At 39.6% G+C, this 25,307-nt stretch carries 21 protein-coding genes and 2 tRNA genes; 14 read left to right on the top strand and 9 right to left on the bottom strand.

Translation table 11 applies throughout. The annotated features are described in order from the left end of the window. The first annotated feature begins 71 nt into the window (after positions 1 to 71). The 3 genes from hisF to H6G18_RS11585 all read left to right on the top strand — a co-directional run bounded on the left by hisF (position 72) and on the right by H6G18_RS11585 (position 1,307). Complete coding sequence (gene hisF / locus H6G18_RS11595) at positions 72 to 845, top strand: imidazole glycerol phosphate synthase subunit HisF (RefSeq protein WP_190407257.1); 774 nt, start codon at positions 72 to 74, stop codon at positions 843 to 845. Positions 846 to 950: 105 nt separating this feature from the next. Beyond that, positions 951 to 1,142 (top strand): hypothetical protein, encoded by a 192-nt coding sequence (locus H6G18_RS11590; RefSeq protein WP_190407256.1) that lies wholly within the window; start codon positions 951 to 953, stop codon positions 1,140 to 1,142. 92 nt (positions 1,143 to 1,234) lie between these two features. Then, a tRNA-Ala gene (locus H6G18_RS11585) sits at positions 1,235 to 1,307 on the top strand. Between the two features lie 311 nt (positions 1,308 to 1,618). On the opposite strand, the gene H6G18_RS11580 is transcribed toward H6G18_RS11585, so the two are convergent. The 4 genes from H6G18_RS11580 to H6G18_RS25025 all read right to left on the bottom strand — a co-directional run bounded on the left by H6G18_RS11580 (position 1,619) and on the right by H6G18_RS25025 (position 6,397). Beyond that, positions 1,619 to 2,932 (bottom strand): M20 family metallopeptidase, encoded by a 1,314-nt coding sequence (locus H6G18_RS11580; protein ID WP_190407255.1) that lies wholly within the window; start codon positions 2,930 to 2,932, stop codon positions 1,619 to 1,621. Positions 2,933 to 2,979: 47 nt separating this feature from the next. Next, positions 2,980 to 3,660, bottom strand: a complete 681-nt coding sequence (gene bioD / locus H6G18_RS11575) for a dethiobiotin synthase (RefSeq protein ID WP_242040274.1) — start codon at positions 3,658 to 3,660, stop codon at positions 2,980 to 2,982. Positions 3,661 to 3,884: 224 nt separating this feature from the next. Then, a complete protein-coding gene (locus tag H6G18_RS11570) occupies positions 3,885 to 5,588 on the bottom strand; it encodes a serine/threonine-protein kinase (protein ID WP_190407253.1) in 1,704 nt (567 codons plus the stop codon). Between the two features lie 686 nt (positions 5,589 to 6,274). Next, positions 6,275 to 6,397 (bottom strand): hypothetical protein, encoded by a 123-nt coding sequence (locus H6G18_RS25025; RefSeq protein ID WP_277875584.1) that lies wholly within the window; start codon positions 6,395 to 6,397, stop codon positions 6,275 to 6,277. A 579-nt stretch (positions 6,398 to 6,976) separates the two neighbouring features. Here H6G18_RS25025 and H6G18_RS11565 point away from each other — a divergent pair. After that, positions 6,977 to 7,993, top strand: a complete 1,017-nt coding sequence (locus tag H6G18_RS11565; RefSeq protein ID WP_190407252.1) for a ribose-phosphate pyrophosphokinase — start codon at positions 6,977 to 6,979, stop codon at positions 7,991 to 7,993. A gap of 95 nt (positions 7,994 to 8,088) precedes the next feature. On the opposite strand, the gene H6G18_RS11560 is transcribed toward H6G18_RS11565, so the two are convergent. Further along, complete coding sequence (locus H6G18_RS11560; protein ID WP_190407251.1) at positions 8,089 to 8,655, bottom strand: HD domain-containing protein; 567 nt, start codon at positions 8,653 to 8,655, stop codon at positions 8,089 to 8,091. Positions 8,656 to 8,986: 331 nt separating this feature from the next. Here H6G18_RS11560 and H6G18_RS11555 point away from each other — a divergent pair, with 331 nt between their 5' ends. Further along, positions 8,987 to 9,925: a hypothetical protein gene (locus H6G18_RS11555; RefSeq protein WP_190407250.1), complete on the top strand. Its 939-nt coding sequence runs from the start codon at positions 8,987 to 8,989 to the stop codon at positions 9,923 to 9,925. A gap of 132 nt (positions 9,926 to 10,057) precedes the next feature. Here H6G18_RS11555 and nadA read toward each other — a convergent pair whose 3' ends face one another. Then, positions 10,058 to 11,032: a quinolinate synthase NadA gene (gene nadA, locus H6G18_RS11550; RefSeq protein WP_190407249.1), complete on the bottom strand. Its 975-nt coding sequence runs from the start codon at positions 11,030 to 11,032 to the stop codon at positions 10,058 to 10,060. A gap of 117 nt (positions 11,033 to 11,149) precedes the next feature. Here nadA and H6G18_RS11545 point away from each other — a divergent pair, with 117 nt between their 5' ends. Both H6G18_RS11545 and H6G18_RS11540 read left to right on the top strand, forming a co-directional pair. Next, positions 11,150 to 12,109: a TIGR04168 family protein gene (locus tag H6G18_RS11545; RefSeq protein ID WP_190407248.1), complete on the top strand. Its 960-nt coding sequence runs from the start codon at positions 11,150 to 11,152 to the stop codon at positions 12,107 to 12,109. Positions 12,110 to 12,188: 79 nt separating this feature from the next. Continuing rightward, positions 12,189 to 12,273, top strand: a tRNA-Ser gene (locus H6G18_RS11540). Positions 12,274 to 12,719: 446 nt separating this feature from the next. On the opposite strand, the gene H6G18_RS11535 is transcribed toward H6G18_RS11540, so the two are convergent. Next, complete coding sequence (locus H6G18_RS11535) at positions 12,720 to 15,293, bottom strand: HNH endonuclease family protein (protein ID WP_206757211.1); 2,574 nt, start codon at positions 15,291 to 15,293, stop codon at positions 12,720 to 12,722. A gap of 231 nt (positions 15,294 to 15,524) precedes the next feature. Continuing rightward, positions 15,525 to 16,916 (bottom strand): tRNA uridine-5-carboxymethylaminomethyl(34) synthesis GTPase MnmE, encoded by a 1,392-nt coding sequence (gene mnmE / locus H6G18_RS11530; protein ID WP_190407246.1) that lies wholly within the window; start codon positions 16,914 to 16,916, stop codon positions 15,525 to 15,527. A gap of 226 nt (positions 16,917 to 17,142) precedes the next feature. On the opposite strand from mnmE, the gene H6G18_RS11525 reads away from it, so the two are divergent. Next, complete coding sequence (locus tag H6G18_RS11525) at positions 17,143 to 17,340, top strand: hypothetical protein (RefSeq protein WP_190407245.1); 198 nt, start codon at positions 17,143 to 17,145, stop codon at positions 17,338 to 17,340. Positions 17,341 to 17,578: 238 nt separating this feature from the next. Here H6G18_RS11525 and rsmI read toward each other — a convergent pair whose 3' ends face one another. Further along, the gene (gene rsmI, locus H6G18_RS11520; RefSeq protein ID WP_190407244.1) at positions 17,579 to 18,436 is read right to left on the bottom strand and encodes a 16S rRNA (cytidine(1402)-2'-O)-methyltransferase; all 858 of its coding nucleotides are present in this window, start codon (positions 18,434 to 18,436) and stop codon (positions 17,579 to 17,581) included. 63 nt (positions 18,437 to 18,499) lie between these two features. On the opposite strand from rsmI, the gene H6G18_RS11515 reads away from it, so the two are divergent. The 6 genes from H6G18_RS11515 (at position 18,500) to H6G18_RS11490 (ending at position 25,303) form a co-directional block, all read left to right on the top strand. Next, entirely contained in the window at positions 18,500 to 19,360 is an 861-nt protein-coding gene (locus tag H6G18_RS11515; RefSeq protein WP_190407243.1) for a sugar kinase, read from the top strand. Continuing rightward, positions 19,357 to 20,229, top strand: a complete 873-nt coding sequence (locus tag H6G18_RS11510) for a 3'(2'),5'-bisphosphate nucleotidase CysQ family protein (RefSeq protein WP_190407242.1) — start codon at positions 19,357 to 19,359, stop codon at positions 20,227 to 20,229. Before H6G18_RS11515 ends, H6G18_RS11510 begins: the two co-directional genes overlap by 4 nt. Positions 20,230 to 20,432: 203 nt before the next feature. Next, on the top strand, positions 20,433 to 20,756 hold the full coding sequence (locus tag H6G18_RS11505) for an RNA recognition motif domain-containing protein (protein ID WP_190407241.1): 324 nt from the start codon (positions 20,433 to 20,435) through the stop codon (positions 20,754 to 20,756). Between the two features lie 338 nt (positions 20,757 to 21,094). After that, positions 21,095 to 21,877: a hypothetical protein gene (locus H6G18_RS11500; protein WP_190407240.1), complete on the top strand. Its 783-nt coding sequence runs from the start codon at positions 21,095 to 21,097 to the stop codon at positions 21,875 to 21,877. A 1,037-nt stretch (positions 21,878 to 22,914) separates the two neighbouring features. Then, on the top strand, positions 22,915 to 23,910 hold the full coding sequence (locus tag H6G18_RS11495; RefSeq protein ID WP_190407239.1) for a terpene synthase family protein: 996 nt from the start codon (positions 22,915 to 22,917) through the stop codon (positions 23,908 to 23,910). Between the two features lie 22 nt (positions 23,911 to 23,932). Further along, entirely contained in the window at positions 23,933 to 25,303 is a 1,371-nt protein-coding gene (locus H6G18_RS11490; protein WP_190407238.1) for an NAD(P)-binding protein, read from the top strand. The last annotated feature ends 4 nt before the right edge of the window (positions 25,304 to 25,307 follow it).

Below are 25,307 nucleotides of genomic sequence, written 5' to 3'. Positions count from 1 at the left end.
TTGGTGAGAAAATACACAGGTCAATTTAAAATTTAGATTCCGGACAATTACCCAGGAGTTAAAAAATTATTATGTTATCTAAAAGAATCTTACCTTGTTTAGATGTGAAGGCGGGACGGGTTGTTAAAGGTGTTAACTTTGTTAATCTCAAGGATGCAGGCGATCCAGTAGAACTGGCCAAGGTTTACAACGAAGCTGGGGCTGATGAGTTAGTGTTTCTGGATATTACAGCTACTCATGAAGACCGGGATATTATCATTGACGTGGTTTACCGCACTGCCGAGCAGGTCTTTATTCCCTTGACTGTGGGTGGCGGAATTCAATCCTTAGAAAATGTTAAAGCTTTGTTACGCGCCGGGGCAGACAAGGTTAGTATTAACTCTGCGGCAGTACGTGATCCAGAATTGATTGATCGAGCAAGCGATCGCTTTGGTAATCAGTGCATTGTTGTGGCAATTGATGCCAGACGAAGATTAGATCCCAACAATCCCGGCTGGGATGTTTACGTACGTGGAGGTAGGGAAAACACTGGCTTAGATGCCTTATCATGGGCAAAAGAAGTTGAAAAACGTGGGGCAGGAGAACTATTGGTAACAAGTATGGATGCTGATGGTACTCAAGCAGGTTATGACATAGAGTTAACACGGGCAATTGCTGAGTCTGTAGAAATCCCGGTTATTGCTTCTGGTGGTGCTGGTAACTGTGAACATATTTACACCGCCCTGACTGAAGGGAAAGCAGAAGCCGCTTTATTGGCATCCTTATTACATTATGGGCAATTAAGCGTAGGCGAAATTAAGCATCATTTGCGCGATCGTCAAGTCCCTGTCCGCTTATACTCATAGTTCTAAAGACATCATTGAAATTCTATTACATCTATCCAAGGTTAGATACAGTTCTCCTAAAGGATGTTAATATTAATTTACAAGTATTAATAAATATTAAAAAATATGTTGATTCCTATTTTATTATTTGATGTGGCGTTGGTGGCGTGGTCGCTGCACTTGATGGAGAAAGCAGTAGAAAATAAAGAATTTTCTCTCATGTTGGCAGGTACATTAGTAGCGCTTGCGGCTGCTGCTATGTTAGTAGTCTACTTTCTGATGGGGCATTGTATGAGCTATTTATTACAGGTTAGGTAATCATTACTTATAAATAAATAGATAACTTAAAATTATAAGTGAAAAACTTGACAGAACACAAATACTAAGGCAATATAGTTAACGCACCGTAAGGGGTTATAGCTCAGTTGGTAGAGCACTTCAATGGCATTGAAGGGGCCAGCGGTTCGAATCCGCTTAACTCCATTTTTACGTTAAGTAATTGTTATTGGTTTTGATTGCGACAAAAAGCATCGCATTTTCAAAGAATTTTAGTGTTTGATGTTGCGATGACCTATCCCCATAAAGCGTTTCTATTACTCTCGTTAAATAAAAATCAGCAACCTTTATGTTTTTAAGCTTCGATAAATTTAGGGGTAGCGACTGTCTTAATTTTTAGCCTTAACTGAACGGTATTGCCTGATAGAGAAGGGGTTCGGGTTAGGTTCCGTCGAACTCACTTTAGGTTACGGTAAGAGTAAGTTGGAAATTGTTTTTGCTTGCTCTTACCTACATAGTTAATCAAAAAATTTCTCTACGCATCGCACGAATATCTCTACACCCATCGCTAAAGCGGTTTCATCGAAATCGAACCGGGGATGATGATGGGGATAGGCTAAATCTTTTTCTGGGTTAGCAGAACCGAGGAAGAAATAACAACCAGGAACTTCTTGCAAGAAGAAGGACATATCCTCACCGCCCATAGTTTGGCATTCTGGGACGATACCAATGGGAGTTTCAATGACTGCTTCGGCTTGCGATCGCACTAATTCAGCCATAGTAGCATCGTTAATTACTGGGGGATAAAGTTCGGTATATCTAAAGTCATATTTCGCGCCATAACTTTGACAAATACCAGCAATAATTTGCTCAATTCTTTGTTTAAAAAAGCTGTGGAAAGCAGGATTAAAATACCTGACAGTTCCTTTCATGGTGGCTGTATCAGCAATTATGTTATGTGCTGTTCCTGCATGGAGTGCGCCTACAGTCACCACGGCTGAATCGATGGGGTTGACATTACGAGCGACAATAGTTTGTAGCGCAGTGACAATTTGAGCCGCAACCACCACAGAATCTATAGTTTGATGGGGTATTGCACCATGTCCACCTTTCCCTAAAATTGTGCAGTCAAATAATTCTACCGCCGCCATCAAGGCTCCACTGCGGACACCTACTGTCCCCAAAGGTAAGTTATTCCACAGGTGCAAACCGATAATTGCATCAACGTCAGGGTTTTTCAGTACCCCAGCGTCAATCATTGGTTTTGCTCCTCCTGGGCCTTCCTCCGCAGGCTGGAAGATAATTTTCACCGTTCCAGCAAAATCTTGACGATGCTGTTGTAAATAATAAGCTGTTCCCAGAGCGATCGCTGTATGTCCGTCATGTCCACAGGCGTGCATTACACCATCATGTTGTGAACAATAAGGTACTTCGTTAAGTTCTTGAATTGGCAAAGCATCCATATCTGCTCGAATTGCCAAAACTTTCTCAGTGCTGTTAGCGGTAGCGGGGCGTTTAGCCCGTGCTAAGTTCTGAGTGCTGAGTGCTGAGTCAGAAGTTTTCTCCCTACTTTCCTGCTTCTCCAAAGTGGGGATTTTGTCACCTTTGATGGTAGCCACTATTCCAGTTTGAGCAATGGCGGTTTGATGCTCAATTCCCCATTCTTGTAACTTATGTGAGACAAATTCAGCCGTGAGTTTTTCTTGAAAACCCAACTCTGGTTTTTGATGCAGTCGCCGCCGCCACTCTACCAATTGGGGTTGCAATGAACGGATGGCTAATCGCACACGGGATAAGTCAACAGAAGCGGGATTGGGAAAGGTGGAAACCATTACAATTAACTTCAGCAAATAACGTCAGTTATTTTCCCAGTTTATCGTTATCTCAAGGTTAGTGTTTCTAAATCTAAATTTGATGCAATTTGTGCGAGTTTATCAAAGTCGCTGAATTTATCTACATAGGGTAAACAGCCTAACACTGGGATATTGGTGAGAGATTGAATTAAATCTTTTGGTGTTAAATCGGCTATCTCTTCATCAGACGTGGGTTGTGTACAGTTCAAAACAATACCTTTAAGATCCACCCGCGCTTGTCTGGCTAATGCCACATTCGCTACTGCGTGTCCCAGAGAACCTAATTTTACTGGCACTACTAATACTGTAGGTAAGCGCCATTCTCCCGCTAAATCAGCTACTGTTAACTCATCAGTTATCGGCGAACCCAAACCACCTACTGCTTCAATTAACAGCAAATCAAGGCGCGATCGCAACTCGGTTAAAGTCTGCCAAACCAGAGCTAAATCAACTGGTCGATTTTCTTTTGCGGCGGCGATGGGAGGAGCTAGGGGTGCGGTAAAGTAGAGTGGTGTAATTTCGGTGATAGTTTGCTGTAGCTGAAACAGATTTTGATACCATTCGCGATCGCCAATTCCCGATTGAATTGGTTTCATAATTCCCCAACTGCCTTGGGGGTAATATTTTTGACAGTAAGCTGCCAAAACTGTAGTTAAAGCAGTTTTGCCAGCTTCTGTGTCAGTGCCAGTAATTAGTAGTGACTTCAACAATCTGGTTTAATAATCTGTATAAAACGGGTAGGTGCGGAAGTAAACAAAATTACTGCCAAGTTTTTATCGCTAACAACTCACAGATATTGTAATACACTGTTGGCGCTGGCATTTAGACAGAATTTATGCAACTTTTTGCTTTGGAAGGCTGTAAGGGTTTTGAACTCCTAAGCTCCTAAACTCTTCAACCCCTGATTTTTTGTTTTCATGAGTAAGTCTTGTTAGGGTAAACTTTGTGATTCAGGAACAAAAATTGGTGTTTCTGTGGGCGTGAATGTTGGTATTGGGGTTGGTGTTTCTGTCGGCGTGAGTGTTGGTGTTGGTGTTGGTGTTTCTGTCGGCGTGAGTGTTGGTGTTGGTGTTGGTGTTTCTGTCGGTGTGATTGTTGGTATTGGGGTTGGCGTTTCTGTTGGCGTGAGCATGGGTGTTGGTGTTGCTTGAATAGCTTTTTCTATGGCTACATTCAAACTATATTCACTAGCAGCCACACCGGAAGCCAGAGTTAACTGAATAGTATATCTCCCAGTATTAGGTAATGTACCTACGTAATTTGTTACTTGCTGGGCGCTACTATCGATTGGCTGTTGATTGCGGCTGACAACGGTCAATAACACACCGTCACCTTGGTCAACAAAGGTAGTTAATTTGTCTCCTGCTTCCCCAAAAAAACTGTATTGAATAATCTGATTTGCTTGGATGGTATCTGCAGCTGTAGCTGTGTTAGCAGCGCCCAGATTAAGACGCTTGTTGATGATAACTGGTTCTGGGGTTTCAGGTGACGTAGTACCACCAGTAACTACTGGTGAGGGGAAGGTTTGCGGTGGTAGTGTTTCCTCTGGTTGTGATGGTGATTGACTGCGAATGGAACTTACCAGCGCCCAAGAACCGAAACCAGCCAAAATTACTACAGCACTACCTATAGCCCCTAATGCTAAGGGATTATCTAAAACTGAACTACTACGACTGGGTGGAATTACGGGATCAGGTTTGTTGAGTGCGGGTGGTGGTGGTACGAAGTCGGGACGACGACCAACTGCAATTGTTTGCACACGGGAAACATCAGGAGTAGAAACACCAACATTTGGTTGGTCTATAGATTGTAATGCTTGGGATACCTCCACTGCACTTTGAAAGCGATCGCTTGGTGCATGACTCAACATTCGATTTATAACCTGGGCAAAGATGGGATTTACCCTCACCCACCTTTGCCAAGTCCAACTCAGTTGGTTTTCATCAAATAATTCTGAAGCTTCTTTCCCAGTCAATAAAACTATAGCTGTCACTGCTAGAGCATACAAATCACTACTAGGATAAGCCCTCCCTGTTTGCATCTGTTCACTGGGTGCGTAGCCTAATTTTCCTACAGTGGTGACTGGTGTTGTCATATCTGGAGATTGTAAACGTGTCGCCAGTTCTTTGACCACTCCAAAATCAATCAACACTGGTTTAGAATCGCTATCTCGCAAAATAATATTGTCTGGGGAAATATCTCGGTGAATAATTCCCCTCCCGTGGATATGTTCCAGCACAGGTAACAATGAGCGAATTAACTGTAATACTTCTGGCTCTGTGAAAGTTTGAGAGAGAACTTGCCGTTCAGCCAGTATATCCCGATAAGTCTTCCCAGCCACATAGTCTTGTACTAAAAATAAGCGCTGGTCTTGCTCAAATTTTTCGCGGAACTTAGGTACTTGGGGATTTTCTATCTGATATAAAATTGCTGCTTCCCGGTGAAAAAGCTCTTGTGCTTTTTCCCAAGCAAAAGTCCCTGTTGCGGTCGGAATCAATTCCTTAATCGCACACAGTTCGTTAAAGCGTCTTTGATCTTCTGCCAAATAGGTTCTACCAAATCCTCCTTGTCCGAGAATTTGAATTATGCGGTAACGATTTTGCAGGACAGTGCCAATTAAAATTGGTGGTTGCATGATTAATCAATAGAGTGTAACGGCAACTCAGGAGGTAGTAATTCACCCACCAAGATAAATCAAAGCGGCGAAAGATAATTACCTGCGGCGATATTCTACCCTACACAGCAGGTAAACTAGCAGGTACTGTGTTATGTGGGGATTGTGCAACACTAGGCAACCTTTGGATCTATCATCAACAATGTTGCCTAAGATTAAAGGCGATCGTCTACTACTGCCATCACTTCAATCTAGATGATTGTATTATAAATTACACAACTACAGCAGGAAAATTTCTTTTCTTTAGCCTCTAGCTCACCACTCTCTCCCATAAAAATATAGTGCAAATAACGGAGAAACGCTGGTTAAGTCAGGGTGACAAGAATCTTATCAACTGCTTTACTCAGAAATAATGAATGAAAATCTTACGTAATGATAAAAAAAGGCAGCTTGTGGAAACTAACTACACTTTTCACAATAGAAATTTCTCAATTCATAGAAATACGGTATTGATGGTTTTAATTGCCGTGGTAGAATTTATTCGGTTTTGATGCCTACGGCTAACGTTAAGGACTATAGACCAGTTAACTAAACTCAAAAATATTTTTTTAAGGACAGCGAAAGATCATTTGCATATGCTTCGGCAATTTAAATAAGCTTGGGAAAAATAGCCAATTTTTTTTAGTTAGACTCATACTTGCTTTGCTCTACACTGGGCGATCGCCACAGGCGGACGTGCCACTATCTAGATTTGCCTCTATCCTAGAAGATGAACTCCGATTGAATACTATTCCATGCTGACGCCGATTGCCGACTCGGTAGCTGTTCATGGATGACTAATCATTTTTCCAACTATGGCTCAAACAGATATCAAATTTCAGCCTTGGAATCAGGAAAACATCAACTATCATTTAAACGGATGATAGTTTAGATGAATTTCTAAATTGAAAAACTTTTTGGTGATTACCAAGCAAAAATTTAGTTTGTTAGTTTATATTATAATTTCGAGACTAGTATTGTAGAATATTGAATGAACATTCAGATGTCCCTATGGCTTTTCTTTGTTGATGATTCTATTTCTTGATTGCTATAGGTCAAAGTTAACTAATTCATGAATAGTTAACCCTCAGTTAGCAAGATGATTTAGTAGAAGTATTCTGAAATGCCAACCAAACTCTCAAAATTTGGTTTTTATTCTAATCAACCAAATTCAACTAAAAGGTTAGTGTGGATTTTTTTGATCGGCTAATCTGGATGATGCTCTGTTTATCACAAGGAACGAAAAATGAGCAATTGGTGATTATATTGAGAAATATTTAAAGTATTTATGAAAGCTTCAACAAAACACACAAATGTTTTTTTTGCTCCCTTTCAGTTAAATCCACCTAATATCTAATGCTAAGATTGCCATGAATGCACATCGAGGATCTGCTGTGCTCAGTTCTGCAACTTTTAAAATGCAGCCAACTGCAACAGGACTGACTGAAAATCATCGCCTGCGGCTGTTTTCTGGCTCTTCTAACGTACCACTTTCTCAGGAAGTCGCCCGTTACCTGGGTATGGACTTAGGTCCTATGATTCGCAAAAGATTTGCGGATGGGGAACTATATGTTCAAATTCAGGAATCGATCAGGGGTTGTGATGTCTACCTTATCCAACCATGCTGTCAACCAGTGAACGATCACTTGATGGAATTACTAATTATGGTTGATGCCTGTCGCCGTGCTTCTGCACGACAGGTAACAGCAGTAATTCCTTACTATGGTTATGCTCGTGCTGACCGCAAAACCGCAGGGAGAGAATCAATCACCGCCAAGTTGGTTGCTAACCTGATAACTCAAGCAGGTGCTAACCGCGTCTTGGCAATGGATTTACACGCTGCTCAGATTCAGGGATATTTCGACATTCCCTTTGATCATGTTTACGGTTCACCAGTCCTACTGGATTATTTAACCAGCAAACAACTGCACGATATTGTAGTTGTTTCTCCTGATGTTGGTGGTGTAGCACGGGCAAGAGCATTTGCGAAAAAGCTAAATGATGCTCCACTTGCCATTATTGATAAACGTCGTCATGCTCACAACGTCGCCGAGGTTTTAAATGTGATTGGTGATGTCAAAGGCAAAACCGCAGTTTTGGTTGATGACATGATCGATACTGGTGGAACAATCGCCGCCGGCGCTAAATTATTACGTGAAGAAGGGGCGCGTCAGGTATATGCCTGTGCAACCCATGCAGTCTTTTCTCCTCCTGCTGTTGAACGATTGTCCAGTGGCTTGTTTGAGGAAGTAATTGTCACTAATACAATTCCCATACCAGAAAGCGATCGCTTTCCCCAACTAGTAGTGTTATCAGTCGCTAACTTGCTAGGGGAAACCATCTGGCGGATTCATGAAGATACCTCTATAAGTAGTATGTTCCGCTAGCCAGAACAAGACTGTCTTTTTTGTTACAGTCCAAAATAAACCAGAATATGAAGTATAAAGTAGGGAATTTTCCACGCTTCATGCTTCATATTTTTCTATGCAGATGCTAAATTCTCAATCTGTGAAACTACCCGTGCTAATTCTTCAAATATTGCCATAGTTCCTATCTTTCCATAAGCATCTACCAGCGCTCGGTAATACCAAAGAGTACCAGTTTTACCTCCTTGGAAGCGTTCCCAAAGGGATTCGCCCAAAAGGCGGTAATCTTGGAGAATTGATCGGGAATTATGAAGTTTATCAGCAGCCGATACCAACAGCACTGATGGAGAGGCGGTAGAAATATGTTCAATATAAGCCTCCTTGCGCTGTTTCCAGGGAGGCTTTGGTGTAGTGTCTGCATCTGTACAGCCATCAACAATTGCCGTGACAGTTTCACCAAAGCGGCAAAGGATTTCTTCTCTTGTAGCTGCGCCGCCTTGGTCTTCTACTGCGTCGTGTAAAAGCGCTGCTATTGCTTCATCTTCATTAGCCCCATATTCTAAAGCAATACTAGCGACACCCAATAAATGAGCAACGTAAGGAACACCAGAACCTTTACGTACTTGGTGAGCGTGGAGTTGAATAGCGTAGGTGAGGGCTTGGGTAAAGCGTTCTGAAAGCATAGGGGCAAGAAAGAGGGGTGGTTACTATAGCCAAAAAAGTTGAAAATGTTATACCAATTGGAAAAATGATTGTGACGGATGGACAGGGGAAATCCAGATACATCAAGGGGTTTTCCATCCCAAATCTCAAATATAAAATCCAAAAGGGTATTAGGTGTTGACCCTGAGGTTATTTAGTTTTGGTTAAGTATGATTGTAATGCGATAAATATAGAGCATTCTAGCCAGCAGTAGAAGAAAGCTAGATTTTTAAGATTTTATGTGGCAAACGGATCTTTTTACTCGTAAAATCGAAGACAAGGTAAAGTTCAGTAGAACAACAGCCTAAATTTATGATTCTTTTAAAAAAATCAGGGTTTAAAGCTATTACTACATCTCCAATGGTAGATCGGATAAATGATATCGCCTGGCAAGCTCACCAAGGTAGCGTTGCGGCGATTATTCAACTATTAAACGAAAAGCTCACCAAATCCGGTGTGAGAATCAGAGCTGTTTTTGCTGATGGTGTCTTACAACTATTGTGTGAGGCGGCTAAGGTAGAACAACTTGAGCAATCTAGCCTTGTAGAACAAATCCAGCACACTCTGGAGTCAATTGCACCGCGTCATATTCGCCGCATCAAGATTAACAGTCGAATTGTTCGGGAACAACAATTGCTGTGGTTGACAGAAATTGATCGCGATCGCGATAATCAATTACTCTGGTCACAGGAAATTACACTTGCTCAACCTAATGTCCTCAAGCAACTAATCCAGGATCTCCAAGAAGCACAAGCTGAACTAGGACAAGCAAATTTACCTGATCTCTCGCCACTTAATAACAAAGCTAAACAAAAAAAAGTCTCTAAGGTGAAATTGCGGTCAGCATTTGCTTTATGCTTGCTGTTATCACTTGGTTGGATTTTTTATAGCCAGTTTGGTGAACAACTGAAAAACCTAGCGCAACTTGATAACCACAATTCTTTAGCTACAGCCAATACTAAGAGGAAAGAATCAGAAGTACTTAGCAACGCCGTTAATAATGGAGTTTCTCTGCAATCTGATGATTCTTTTGCAGCAGCTGTGCGCCTTGCCAATCAAGCCTCAGCATCCGGTAAAACAGCTACAAGTGCAACTCAATGGTTGGAGTTAGCTGCTATGTGGCAACGAGCATCAGATTTAATGAATGCAGTACCATCAAATCACAGCCGTTACCAGGAAGCTAAGATACGTACTCAGCTATATAAGAAATATAGTGAGACGGCACAAAAAGAGGCTGATAAATCTCCATGATGACTAAGCAATTCCAGAGTGTATGATTTGTCTCCCGCAGAGGCGCAGAGAGAATGTTTAGATTTCAGGATATGGAAAATGGGGAAACCTAATCTCCCCATTTAACTGATAAAAAATATAGGAATTAGTTGACTAATTACTCATCTCTAGCATCCGTTGCATTGGTCGGAGAGCCGCGATGCGGATATCTTCTGACATGGTGATTTCAGGAGTACGGTTTTTCATCGCCCAGTAGAGTTTTTCCAGGGTGTTTAACCGCATAAATGGACATTCATTGCAAGCACAATTATTTATTGGTGGTGCAGGAATAAAGTGCTTATGAGGAGCTAGTTTTTGCATTTGGTGGATGATCCCTGGCTCGGTAGCCACAATAAATTCTTGGCTGGGGCTGGTTTGGCAGTATTTGAGTAAGGCTGCTGTAGAGCCGATAAAACTAGCGTGGCGCAAGACGCTACTTTCACATTCTGGGTGAGCGATCGCCTCTGCTTCAGGATGGGCAATTTTTAGTTGAACAATCTTCTTCTCAGAGAAGGTTTCATGAACTATGCAGCTACCTTGCCACAGTAACAAATCCCGTCCCGTCTGTTCCATGACATATCGTCCCAAGTTTCTATCGGGAGCAAAGATAATCGGCTGTTCTTTGGGGATTTGCTGCACAATCTTCACCGCATTGGAACTGGTGCAGATGATATCGCTCATCGCCTTGATTTCGGCAGAGCAGTTTATATAGGAAACTACCAAATGATCGGGATGTGCTGCCTTAAAAGCAGCAAATTCTTTTGGTGGACAACTATCAGCTAAGGAACAACCCGCATTTAAATCTGGTAACAGTACCAATTTGTCAGGATTAAGAATCTTCGCTGTCTCCGCCATGAAGTGAACGCCAGCAAAGACAATCACGTCTGCATTAGTCTTTTCTGCGGCTCTAGCAAGTTGTAATGAATCGCCAATAAAGTCTGCAATATCTTGAATATCTGGCTCTTGATAATAATGCGCCAAAATAACAGCGTTGAGTTCTTTTTTCAGACTTTCAATAGCGGCAAATAAATCTAGTGGTAGTCCACCTGGTTGAGTCTGTTCCCTTTGAGCAAAAGCAGTGGTAAACACAGTTAGGGTTACTTTTTATTACAAGTTTAGTCTGGTGAATTAATTATAGTAGTTTTTACCAAAAATAGTTGGTGGGTTAATACCCCTAAATAGTGTCCAAATCCGGCTGAGTTTCCTATGCTGGAAATATACGGCAAGGAAAGTGGCATGACCAGTCAAAAATCTCAATCCAAAACTCTGAAAATTGCTGTAGTTGGAGATATCCATGATCAGTGGGAAGTAGAAGATGGCATTGCACTCAAGCATCTGGGTGTTGATTTAGTGCTGTTTGTGGGTGATTTTGGTAATGAGTCGGTGGAAGTGGTAAGAGCGATCGCTTCGGTGAATATTCCCAAAGCCGCAGTTATGGGCAACCATGATGCGTGGTACACTGCCACAGAATGGGGACGGAAGAAATGTCCTTACGATCGCACCAAAGAAGACTGGGTACAAGAACAACTCGATTTACTAGGTTCAGCCCATGTTGGTTACGGTAAGCTAGATTTTCTAGAGTGGAATTTAACCGTGGTGGGAGGTCGTCCTTTTAGTTGGGGTGGTCATGAATGGAGATTTGCTGACATCTGTAAAGACCGTTATGGTGTGACAAATCTGGAAGAATCAGCAGAGAGAATATTTGCGACAGTGAAAAGCGCAGCCTGTGATACAATCATTTTTCTCGGTCATAATGGGCCGAGTGGATTAGGCGATCGCCCAGAAGACCCATGCGGTAAAGATTGGCATCCTATAGGTGGCGACTTTGGCGACCCAGATTTAGCCGAGGCGATTTCTCTAAGTATGACCCTTGGTAAACGCATTTCTTTAGTGGCATTTGGTCATATGCACCACACTTTGCGGCACACCAAAAAAGAACTACGTAAACCAACATTTAGAAGCCCAGAGGGGATATTTTACTTGAATGCTGCTAGTGTACCCAGAATTGTAGTAAGTGAACATGGGAAACTGCGGAATTTTTCTTTAGTTTCCCTAGAGGCGGGCGAAGTGACACAAGCTTCCTTAGTTTGGGTTGGGGAAGGTTTTCAGGTGGCAAAAGAGGAAATTCTTTATGAGCGATCAACTTCAGTAGTACCATCTGTGTAGATGATAGGATATAGTATTATCTGTCAGCTTTATTGCTCACCCACAAATGTAGGCGCAGCACTAGCTCGACAGTTTATTTGGAGAGGTGGCAGAGTGGTCGATTGCGTCCGACTTGAAATCGGATGAGGCTAAAACCTCCGGGAGTTCGAATCTCCCCCTCTCCGTTTAAATTTTATAGTCAAATCAGAGAACAAAATATTAAGGGTGAAGTGTTGAAGGTTTCAGTATTTGCTAAGTATATCTACTTCACTGCTCCCTGTCTGCTTCTTCATACAGCAGTATTGACAATTCTTGTAAGCAGGCTTTGATTCTTTCTGGTTTATCTTGGTTCATGCTTGCTGACACCTACTGTTTTCTCTGTTGTTATATTCTCCCAAAACTTGTATATCTTCCAAAAGTGGATGCTCCCCATACGACGATATTAAAAGCAAGCTTTTATCTAGAGGCTTTTGAAGCCCCTACCCTATTGCTTAAAAGAGATTAACCTAATAACAAGCATTTTTTTATTAATTGACTTTATCAAGTGAGCGATAGAGCCAATATCTATCTAGTAAGTGACAATTACAAAAAAGACTTACCATAACACATCAATAGTTACTTTATTTAAGTCCTATGTGTATTTAAGCAAAACGTTAGCACCTTTTTGTCTATTTGCATGTGCATGTGCTACTTGAATGTTATCTATGGTATCAGACCCTCCAATAGATAATGGCACAATGTGATCATAATGCAAATCATCACCATAATATATTGCTGCACCTGTCAATGCACACTGATTGTTTTGGCTCTTAATTAATAGCCTTTTTTCTTCTTCTGTTAATCTTAGCTTTCTATCTTTTTGCGTAAAATCACTTTTGATAATTTCTAGCCTTTCATTAAAGCCTTTCATAATTATTTCAAGATCAGTACTGCTGGGATTTTTCATATATGCGAAAAGTTCCTTTAATCTTTTCTTAATTTCTTCCCTATGAAACTTAGCCATTTGAAGATTTAGATCAGATAAAATATGCCATAGCATATAAAAGTCTTGAAACCTTCTAACAAGAACTGCTAAATTTCTGCCGGCATCAAAAATGCAGTTCACTTCTTCCATCAAAAAATTATCAACACCATCATCAATGTCTCTATCAAGGAGAATCAATCTTAAAATTTTAATAAAACTTTCTACGTGCTTAATGCTTTCTCGAAACGAACGCAAGGAGTCTACGTTTGTAGAAGCATCGTGGAGTAATTTTGTAACATCCCTTTTATCTTTAATTCTCGCATTTACAGAATTGTTTTTTATATGTATATTAAGAACTCCAGTAGATTTACCTTTTCCGCTAGTTTTATGATAATCTAAATAAACTAATAACGTATATAATTCTTCATTCAACATCCTATCTCCATAGTCATTTTTCTTACTAGCAATAGTAATGTATAACCAATTTTTATGTTTTGCTGCATTCTTTTTAATCTCATCTATTAATTCCTTTTTAACCCAAGCATTCCACATTTCAAACGAATTTTCTAAGATAGGGAATGGCTTATTATTTAATCTGATAAATAAATCAACAGGCTGAAATTGAGGATTAATTCTCTCCTCGATTTCAACAACTAGAAGTGGAAAATCATAAATTTTATCCTGTAAATTTACATTAAAATTATCAAATCTATTTTTTTCTAAATCTCTAAGTATTCTTAACTGCCTCAAGGCAAATTTATCATTTTTAGATTTTTGTTCATTTCCTTCTTCATCAATATAAGATCCACCGGTAAATGCAAGAATCGAAAGTAATCGCTGTTGTCCATCAATAACTTCCCATACTCCATCATTACGACTAAAAATAAATATTGGTGGCAATTGAATACCAAGCAAAATGCTCTCTATTAATGCAGATGCTTTGGGTATACTAATAACTTCAGATCTTTGATAAGGTGGACGTAAAAGTAGTCTTTTCTTCCTTATTCTTGAAAGAAAATCGTCAATTGTTACTCTTTGAGGGTCTGGCTTTGTTGTTCTTAAAGTTTCTAACTGACTAACTTTAACTAACGTATCATCCTGCTCATAATTTTTAATTTTGGGGTTGCCGCCGCCTAAATAGTTAGTAAAGTTAATTTTTAGTTTACTACTGAAAAAGTTAGCTATAGTTTGATATCTTCCAAGTGTAGGTGAATAAAAATGTGACCCTTCTAGAGCAAAAGTAATTATGTTCTTTTCTACATAACGAGAAAATTCCATAGATAACGCAACACTTTCGAAATCTCCTCTGGGAACATTTTCTTTTTCCAGTATTGAAAAAGCCCATAAAAGACACTCACAAACTAATCTATTAGACCTGATTGCCCTTGACTCTAGAGTCGAATTTACTTTCTCAACTAACTCAGACCTGTTCAAAAAATTTTTATATAAATCTTTGGGATCGCAACTTCTACCTATCAATTCGTAAAGTTTATCAACCGTTTCAGTTCTTGCTGGACTAGAAGCATAACTTCTAATTGGCAGCATACTTAGAATTAGTTGTTTTCTTACAAAAGTTAGAATTTTCTGGATTCTAAATTTGATATTATCTTCTGTTTTAGTATGCTTTAAAAAAAGCTGATATATTTTCTCTGCTTGTACTGGATCTGTAGTTAATAAATCCTTGAAGCACTTAGTTATAGGATCATTTAAATATGCGGCATTCTCGATTTCTGCTTTTTTTAAAGGTGTAATGCCTGAATTATATCTAGAAAAGATTTCTTTTTTTATCTTATCTTCCAGATCACTATCTAATTTAGGCTCATTTACTATAGCAAACTCAAATACTCTCAGTTTAGAATCAAGGAAAAGGTCTTGAATTTGTGTACTTAAATCTTGAAAAGATTTTTTCTTTAGCTCTTTTAACTCGTACAGACCTTTTTCAGTTAGCTTTAAGTCTTTTTTGAGAAAACGCAATATTGTCTCAAACCTTTGTCTTCCGTCAATTACTTCTTTTGTGTTTCCACTATCAAAAAGTATTATTGGTGGGATTTCTGTCCCAAGTAAAATACTTTCTATAAAAAATGTTGCTTTTTCAGGAGTCCAAACATAATTTCTTTGATAATAGGGGTCATATTTAATTTTGTTTAAGTTTCTGTCTCTAAATAAACTTTCTATGCTTTGTGAATATGTACTAATTTTTAAGTGAGATGAAAATATTCTTTCAAAATCTTCTTGCTTCAAAAATATATCATCCATAGATTTTAGTAACTACCTTAACTAATGTTTTCCTTCACTCAACTATGAAAAGCCAAATTTCTCCGTTAACAGTATATTCTAATACAGAGAACTATAGAAATTATAAATTAATGTATCAATATTACATCAAGACTTGTCACAGGTGGCTTCTCTTACGCACTTAGTTAGCACGAGTGCAACCCCCTTATTTCCTCCCCCAAGCTCCATTTACAGTGTTTATTTCCCTATACAAAATCTACTAAAAATCCTATCAAGCACTGACTCCGTTACTTCTTCCCCTGTGATTTCTCCTAGCGCATGAATTGCACCGCGTAAGTCAATTGTCCAAAAATCTAGGGGTAGTTGCTGGGTAATTGTTGCTTGCACTTGTTCTAGAGAAATTTTCGCTTGGGTGAGGGCTGCGGCTTGTCTTTGATTAATGGCTAAATCCATATCAGCTGCTTTCACTTTTCCGGCTTGAACTATCTCTAATATTGCAGTTTCTAAAGCATCAATTCCTTGTTTTTGGGCTGCGGCTGTGTGAACAATTTGATTAATATTTTCGGGATATTTAAAGGATAAAATCAATTTCTTGTCTACTAAATCAATTTTGTTCATCACTAGAATTAACGGACGGTGTTTTACCTGTTCATAAATTTCTTGGTCGCCAGTAGTCCAGCCTGTGGCAGCATCGATGGTTAACAAGACTAAATCAGCTGTGTTGGCAGCTTGACGCGATCGCTCTACGCCTATCTTTTCTACTTGGTCGCTAGTCTCCCGAATGCCTGCTGTATCTAGCACCTGTACGGGAATGCCCCCGACAACTAACTGCGATTCTACAACGTCGCGGGTTGTACCGGGTAAGTCGGTGACAATGGCGCGATCGCTCTGGCTCCAAGCATTCAATAAGCTGGATTTACCTACATTCGGACGACCGACAATGGCCACTTTTAAGCCTGTTCGCAGCAGTTCACCTTTGTCTTTAGTTGCCAGTAATTTAGAAATTTCTGCGGCAGTGTTTTCAATATCTGATATTATGGCTTTATCATCCAAAGGCGGTAAGTCTTCCTCAAAATCAATCCGAGCTTCAATTTCTGCCAAAATATCCAAACAGTTGGCGCGTAACTGGCGGATGGGATGAGCTAGTTTGCCTTGTAAACCAGCTAAAGCCGTTTGAGCAGCTTGGGGCGATCGCGCTCCTACCAAATCAGCAATACTCTCGGCTTGAGTTAAATCTAGTCTGCCATTCAAAAAGGCTCTGAGGGTAAATTCCCCCGGTTGAGCTAATCTAGCGCCGCTTTCCAGACATAGTTGCAATACCTGTTGTACTGCCATAATCCCACCGTGGCAATGGAACTCTACTACGTCTTCACGGGTGTAAGAGCGAGGCGCTTGCATGATCAGCAGCAGTGCCTCATCTATAACTTTTAGCGTTTGGGGATGGCGGATGTAACCGTAGAGAATCCGGTGACTGTCCCAAACTTGCTTACCTGGTGTATGAAACAGAGTTTGGGCAATAGCCAGAGCTTGGGAACCAGACACCCGCACAATACCCACGCTACCTTGTTGAGGGACAATAGCAGTAGCGATCGCCGCAATAGTTCCTGTAATAGCTAATAGTTTAGTCATTAGTAATTAGTCCATAGTCATTAGTCAACAGTCGTTCTTTTCTTCCCCTGCTCTGTGCTACGCCACTGGCTCCACTGTTTCTTCTCCTACCTCATCTTCTTAATCCCTAGTCCTTTTTCCTGCTTTATTTCTAAAATGGTAGATATTTAGACTAATTTAATCCTAACTAGCAAGGTAAAATTTATCTGGAGGGTAAAAAAAACCCCTGAGTAGAGAGGAATTGACTGTGGAGCAGAAAATTAACTGCGCTCAAGCTTGCGTCAACGGTTGTGTTCTAGGGGATAAATGTCCGAACATTGAGTTTAGAGAGGCTACCTCTCAATTCATTGCCGAGACTTCTTTAGACCAAATGTTGCAAATGGCGGAAGAACGTCTGCGAAAAAAAATGACAGAACCGCCTAAATGGGTTCTTCCTGAAGACTAATAGTCAGATTCTTAAATAGTATCTGGATCTAATAGGATTCATCCTTGATTTCTGAAATAAGCGTAGGGGAGCCACTGCGTTGGACGGGTTTCCCTGCTTATTCACTCTTAGCGTTCCCGCAGGGTAGCAAGTGGCTTTGGGCAATGCCTACCCTATAGATACTTATATTTTTTCAATAATCAAATAGGATTCCTCTATTTAATTATCGCAGATTCGTTCTCAAGCGATCGCTGCGTTACTATTCAGGATTCATAACTATAGAAAGAGCGAGTTGATAAACTTGGCGACGGTTAAGAGAAGTGTATTTTGCTAGTTGACGGCTAGCCTGCGATCGCGATATTCCTTGACTAATTAATTGTTGCAACTCTGCCTTTAGTTGTTCTTCTGTGAGTAAAGTTTGGCTAGGTGGTTGTCCAGCTACCAAGAGTGTATATTCACCTTGGGGTTCTTTTTGTTGGTAATGGGCGATCGCTTCCTCAATACTCCCCCGCCAAAATTCCTCATATAATTTAGTTAACTCCCTTGCCAAGACAATTTGGCGATCGCTTCCCCAAACTTCTGCTAAGTCTTGTAAAGTTTCACGCAGGCGATGCGGCGATTCGTAGAAAATTAGAGTACGGGATTCCGTTTGTAAAGCCTCTAAATGTTCTCGTCTTTGTTGACCTTTGGCTGGCAGAAAACCCTCAAATACAAACTTATCTGTTGGTAATCCCGCCGCACTCAACGCTGTAATTGCCGCACTCGCACCAGGAATAGGAACTACTTTTACCCCTACCTCAATACAAGCTTTTACCAGTTCGTAACCAGGATCAGAAATTCCCGGCATACCCGCATCACTCACAAGGGCGATCGCTTTACCAATATGCAAATGCTCTAATAATTCTGGGATACGACTGCTACGATTATGTTCATGGTAACTAATTTGCGGTGTTTTTACCTGCAAATGCTGGAGCAACTTCCCTGTGTGGCGCGTATCTTCCGCCGCAATCAAATCCACATTTTGCAAAATCCGCACCGCCCGAAAAGTGATATCCTCCAAGTTACCAATGGGTGTGCCAACTATATATAGTGTTCCTGGTTTGGGATCGGTCTGCATTAGAAATAGGGAGTGGAAATAAGATAGGGAAGGAAATGACAGTGAACTGCGGACTAATGACTAATGACTAATCACGGTTTATTTGTAGGCTTGGTAACATTAGATTTAATTTACTTAGCTGAATTTGCCCCTAAAAATAATCAAAAGCTAGTGGCGACTGACTACACTGTAGCAGCAGGCGGCCCTGCTACTAACGCATCTGTCACTTTTAGTTATTTGGGTAATCAAGCTATAGTTTTGGGTGTGGTTGGTTCCCACCCGATGACACAGCTAATCCATAGTGATTTAACCAAATATCAAGTAGCGATCGCTGACCTTGATCCTACTATTAATACACCACCACCTGTATCTTCAATTATTGTCACTCAATCCACCGGGGAACGGGCTGTCATTTCTATCAACGCTGTCAAAACTCAAGCTACTAACGAATCTATCCCACCAGAGATTTTACATAATATTGATATCGTTCTGATTGATGGACATCAGATGGCGGTGGGATGTATCATCGCACAAATGGCTAAAGCTAATAATATACCCGTGGTAATTGATGGCGGTAGTTGGAAACCGGGGTTTGAGAAAATATTGCCATTAGTTGACTACGCCATTTGTTCAGCTAACTTTTATCCCCCTAACTGTAGTAGTGGTGAAGAAGTTTTTACCTATATCCACAAATTAGGAGTTCCCCACATCGCTATTACCCACGGAGAAAAACCAATTGAATATTTCAGTTGTGGTCAACGTGGTACTGTAGTTGTACCGACGATTACGGCAGTTGATACACTGGGGGCTGGAGATATTTTTCACGGTGCTTTTTGCCACTGGATATTACAAGCAAGTTTTACGAAAGCACTGGAGGGAGCAGCCAAAATCACTGCTGATGCTTGTAAACTTTTTGGTACGCGCCGTTGGATGGATGTGAAATGAAAGACTTACAAGAAATACTAGCGATCGCTCGTGCCGTTGGTTGGGGTGCAGCCGAAATATTACAATCCTATTATCACGGCACAGCAAAAGACTCAAACCTCAACGTGCAGTATAAACAAAATGAGCCTGTTACCGTTGCCGATGTTACCGTCAGTCAATACATCTTACAAAAGCTACAAGCAGCTTTAGGGCGAGAAGATTTCGCTTACATCAGCGAAGAAACCTATCAATCAGAGTTAAACAAAGATAGCCAATCAGGTGCTGATTGGGTATGGATAATCGATCCCTTAGATGGGACACGCGGCTTTATCGAAAAAACAGGGGACTACGCAGTTCACATTGCTTTAGTAAAAGAACATAGGCCCGTCTTAGCCGTGGTAGCCATACCAGAAGCAGAAAAACTATATTACGCTACCAAAAACGGTGGTACATTTGTAGAGAGCCGAAAAAGTTCTAATTTATTACAACTATCATTTAACAACACAACCAAGCACCCGGAGGAGCTAACAATAGTTGTGAGTCGTTCTCACCGCAATCAAAAGTTAAACTATTTATTGGAACATTTGCCTTCTTACCATCAAAAATCCGTAGGCAGTGTGGGTTGCAAAATCACTACTATTCTTGAGCAACAAGCAGACCTTTACATTTCCCTATCTGGCAAATCAGCTCCCAAAGATTGGGATATAGCAGCCCCAGAATTAATTTTGACAGAAGCTGGGGGTAAGTTTACCCACTTTGACGGTACTGCATTACAGTACAATACTAGAGATATCAATCAGTGGGGTGGATTGTTGGCTAGTAATGGTCAGCATCATGAAACACTTTGTCAACAAGCACAAGAAATATTAGCACAGTTCGAGAGACTATAAACTCAACACCTAAACCCAGATTAAGTCGATAAGTCTGAATTAAAAATTACAAATTACTATGCTGTGTAAGACCTGCCAACATTGAACAGCTGTGCTATAGTTGAGTCTATAAGAATTATTTTCGGTTGAGTGACTCATTTTGATTTATAAAAAGTATCTCTCCGAATTTAACTCTCTACATTTCCTGAATTCGGAGACATTGTATGTCAATTTACATCGGTAACTTATCCTACCAAGTTACAGAGGAAGACCTGAAGCTGGCCTTCGCAGAGTACGGAAAAGTTAGCCGCGTTCAGTTACCTACCGACCGTGAAACTGGCCGTCCTCGTGGGTTTGCTTTTGTAGAAATGGAAACAGAAGCTCAAGAAACTGCTGCCATCGAAGCACTTGATGGTGCTGAATGGATGGGGCGTGATTTAAAAGTCAACAAAGCTAAACCCCGTGAAGAAAGAAGTCCTTCTCGTGGTGGCGGTAACTGGGGCAATAATAACCGTGGTGGCGGTGGTGGTGGTAATCGCCGCTACTAAAGGCTATTACTAAAATATAAAGTTTAGAGTTTCCAGCAGATAAAAGCAAAAGCTCAAATCTGCTGGATTATTTTTTGTTTTGTCTCAAGTCTTCAACTCTAGAACTTACGCATAAAAACGAAAAATCAACGGTTTGACCAAGGTTAGAGGAGTCTAGCTGTTCACAATCCTTAAACTCCTACATCCCTACCCTCTTATAGTCTGTATTTCAAAGCAAAAGGTTTTGTTATGTAATTCTTGAACTATTCATCCTCTTGAATAATTCAGAATAGCTGTATACTCACAAAGTATTTTAGATACAATCAATTTGCAATCTCTGCCTTGGGATATTCAGGAAAATGTTGCGCGTTTATCATCTTATAATTGGTGTTATTTTACTGGTTTTCATACCAGTGGGAGCTAGGTTTGTTCTCCCCGACTTTTTGACAAGTAAAGTTACACAGTCTAATACTGTAGGTGCAACGACGAAAACTGCTACCCCTTCAATCACTGCACCAAAACAAACCAATTTAAAAAAAGTCAATATTTGGCAGAGACTGTCAGATAGCATATCTGCACCCAACAATTGGCAAGTAATACCTTGTGAGGGAGAAACAGCCTTACTATGTGTTTCTTCTCAAGGACAACGTTTGGGTACAGTTGAAGTTGAGATTTACCCAGTCACAGATAATCCTGATTTCCAAAAGCACTTCACAGAACTTGGTATTCCTCAGGGTTCTCAAGTAGATTACCAAAATCCTCAGTTCCAAAGCCAAATAGCCAAGGCACTCCAAGCTTGGGTAGCCGATTCATACAATACCTTTGCCAAAGACCATCAAGCCAAATACGGTAATAAAATTGCTTTCTCAACCTATCCACCACAACAGCTAACTATTGGTAAACTGCCAGGAATGCGTTATGGCTTGGTCAGACTAAAGCCAGAAGGTGGTGTACAAGAGCAACATATTGGTTATGTTACCTCCGACAGCAAACAATTGTACGTTATTACTACATCCTTTAATTCAGATTTATCCAAAGGTAAATTTGATAACCTGGAAAACTTGGCGGTTTTTCAACCATACTTGTCGGCGATCGCTGAAAATTTGAATTTGCCCATAAATCAAACATCAGCAAAACCCTAGTAATTCAATTGTTTTAGGCAAATAAAGAGAATTTTAGTACCCAAACGTTAAGGTACTAAAATTCTTTCTACATGATATCAGTAGCATGAATACCACAATTTACTGATATTTGCATCTGTATTATGGGTAATAAATACTCATCCTAAATACATATTTATTTAAAAGTGCTATTTTTTACAAGCAAATTTTACTTATAAATATATCTACCATTGGATATAAAATGCTACAAATACTCGACTTTATCTATATTTGTTTAATTTATCAATCAGAGATTTGTTTTTTATCATGTTAATTTTGTCATGCTTTCATGATATTAACGTGTATACACGCAATAATACAAGTATTTATAAAATAAATTAGACCGCATAAATACTTAGCTGCTTGACAGCGCTTTTTCACACAATCTTCAATAACCTCATAGTTATAGAACCAATTCATCATCTTTGGATAAAAATATTTAGCAAAAAGATATTACATACTTAGATTTATAGTTTAAATAAAGTATTAATTTTTTCCATGTATTAATAATGCTCAAGATTTGTTTGGAATTGCATAAAAATACAGTTCTTTTTTTAAGGAAAATATAAAAAAATACTTAAGTAGTTACCGAAATTTACATATTGAACTCAGTCGAAGGCAGACTCACACTTAGTTGTATAAGTGACTTAATCGCAGGTAGTTTTTACATTGTTGGGTAGCAGTGTAAATGTAGATTTATGAAGTGCTGTTCATTAAAGTTTCAGTAACACAAAAGCATACACATTAGCAGAAATTGTTCTTTTGATCTCTGCACTATCCATTTATGAGGATTTTGCAGATAAAGAAGAATATATGTTCTCATTTTGTCATTTTTGATTGTGGCTAAAACTTAGAACTGTTGTTACTAAGGATTAATTTCTTCATTCATAGACAAAACACTCATGATTTTTAGAGTTAGCATGGTCATTTTTTCATGCCAAAACTCTAAATTGATAACTGTTGCAAAAGCAATTCATTTGAAGATTTAGTTAACTAGAAACTTAACGAAAAGAGGAATTATGAACAACTTCACCATACCTAGTTTATACACTCCATTTCCCCATCAATTTAATCAGTATGTTGATGTCTTAGAAGCAACTGTTTTTGATTGGGTTTTTCGCTTCAATCTTCTAAAAGATGAATCAGCTTTTAAACGTTTCTCCAAGGCTAAATTTTTCCTGTTAATAGCTAGCTGTTATCCACAATGTCAACTTGAAGAACTTACAATTGCCAACGATTGGCTAAGTTGGATGATGACTTGGGATGACGAATGCGATATCTCAAATTTATCAAATCAGCCTGAAGTACTAAATGGATTACATAAGCGATTTATTGAAGTATTGAATGGTGCAGAACTCACAAGTCAAGATTCGCTACGTTCTCATGCTTTAGCGGACTTACGACAAAGAATGTTCCAAAGAGACGGTGCAAAAACTTTTCATTACTTTGTTCATAGTGTTGAAGATTATTTACATGGATGTGTCCAAGAAGCTATTAACCGTTCACAGGAAAATGTACCGGATCTGGATACATATATTCATTTACGTAGATCAACTGGAGCGATGGAGCCTTTATTTGAGTTAATTGAATTTACTAATCACTTAAATATTCCCAAAACTTTACGAGAATACAACACACTTAAAAGACTAAAAATGATGACCAACAACATTGTTTGTTGGTGTAACGATATTTTCTCAGCACCAAAAGAAATGGCTGATAACGATGTTCATAATTTAGTGTTAGTCTTACATTATCAACAAAAAATATCTTTAGAGAAAGCGTTTAAGCTGTCTGCTGAAATGCACGATGAAGAAATAAGAAGTATGATAAACCTAGAAGCATCTATTCCATCTTTTGGGAAATCTGTAGACACGGAACTAGGTAAATATATATCAGGATTACATAACTGGATTGGTGGTCATGTCAATTGGTATTCTCTTTCTGGTCGCTATTGTAAGTTAGAAAATATCGAGGCTTCTGCACTAGCAAGACTACAGTACTCAGCCTCTCTCTAACAACCTTAGGAATCCCAATACAATGCAAATTAATAATTTAACTCATGACCCTTCAACTCGTATTGGTATTGTTGGTGCAGGTTGTGCTGGTTTAACTGCTGCTGAAGAATTGCGCGATCTTGGATATAAAAATCTCACCATAATTGATACCAAGAATCGTGTAGGTGGCAAAACATATTCAATTAGATATGGAGACACAACTCCCCAGTCCCGTGGTATTTATGAAGGCGGAACTGTTTGGATATTACCTAGTCCCCTGTACAAAAAGTATAAAAAACGGTATGGAATTTCCCCAAATTACCGTTTGATGCCACCAGTGCAAGTATTTGACTTAGCTACTGGTCGAGTCTCTAGCCCGTTTTTAATTAAATCAAAATCTTCTTTACTCAGTCGATTGAGACAACTAAAGACGTTTTTTCAGGAATTAGGCAAGTATACTCGGTATGATGATCCTGGGTATCTCAACCCTATTTACCGAGCTATGAATGAGTCCTCACCTCAATGGTTCGCCAAACAGGATCTAGATTTTATTAGAGAGGCATTAATTCCCATAGCTAATGCTGCACAATTTGGGCATCTAGAAGAAAATATTTCCATTGCCTATGTAATTAGACTTTTAGCATTACTGAACCGATGCAGTTTGCCTAAAAAGTTGCTTCTGAATATGCCTCAATTGCAAGAAGGAAACCAAGATTTGTGGAATCGGATAGGTGCAACCCATAACTTGTGCTTGGGACAGACTATTAAAAGATTTTCTCGTGGTAAAAAAATTCTGCTGGAAACTTTCTCTAATCAGTGGGAATTCGATCATTTAATTTGGACTGCTCCTGTAGATGAATTTCTCCGGGTAGCTGATGCTTCACCTGAAGAATCAGATATTTTTTCTCGTGTACGTGAAATTAAACGGGCTGTGATTACGTGCAGAGTAGAAGGTTTAACCCCAGGAATTTTCTATTGTGTCAAAAATACTGCAAATAATCCCTTACCACCCAGTTATCCATTAGCTATCTATGAAGTTGATCGAGGTAGTAAGATTTATAATTTTTATCCGTTTATGGATGAAACGACAACTGTTGAAGAACTGAAAAACAATGTTGTCGATTTGGTAAAAAGACTTGGAGGTACTGAGGTAAAACTTTTAGGAGAACCTCTGATCTGGAAGTGGTTTTCGCATTTTTCCTCCCAAGACTTAGAGAATGGTATATATGAGCGATTAGAGATGTTACAAGGCTGCGACAACACTTACTTTTCTAATGAACTAACTGCTGGGGTGAGTGTGCCTTATGGTATGGAATATGCTGCCGATTTAGTGCAACGCTTTTTTTCTCAAAAGCAGTCCAGTGCCGTCAAAATGAAAACATCACAAGAGTTATATGTAATGGAGCAAACTTGACTAC

Source organism: Anabaena subtropica FACHB-260, from assembly GCF_014697105.1.
GTDB classification, from domain to species: domain Bacteria; phylum Cyanobacteriota; class Cyanobacteriia; order Cyanobacteriales; family Nostocaceae; genus Trichormus; species Trichormus subtropicus.
The sequence above is the reverse complement of the archived record's forward strand: the minus strand, read 5'-3'. Positions and strand labels throughout refer to the sequence as shown.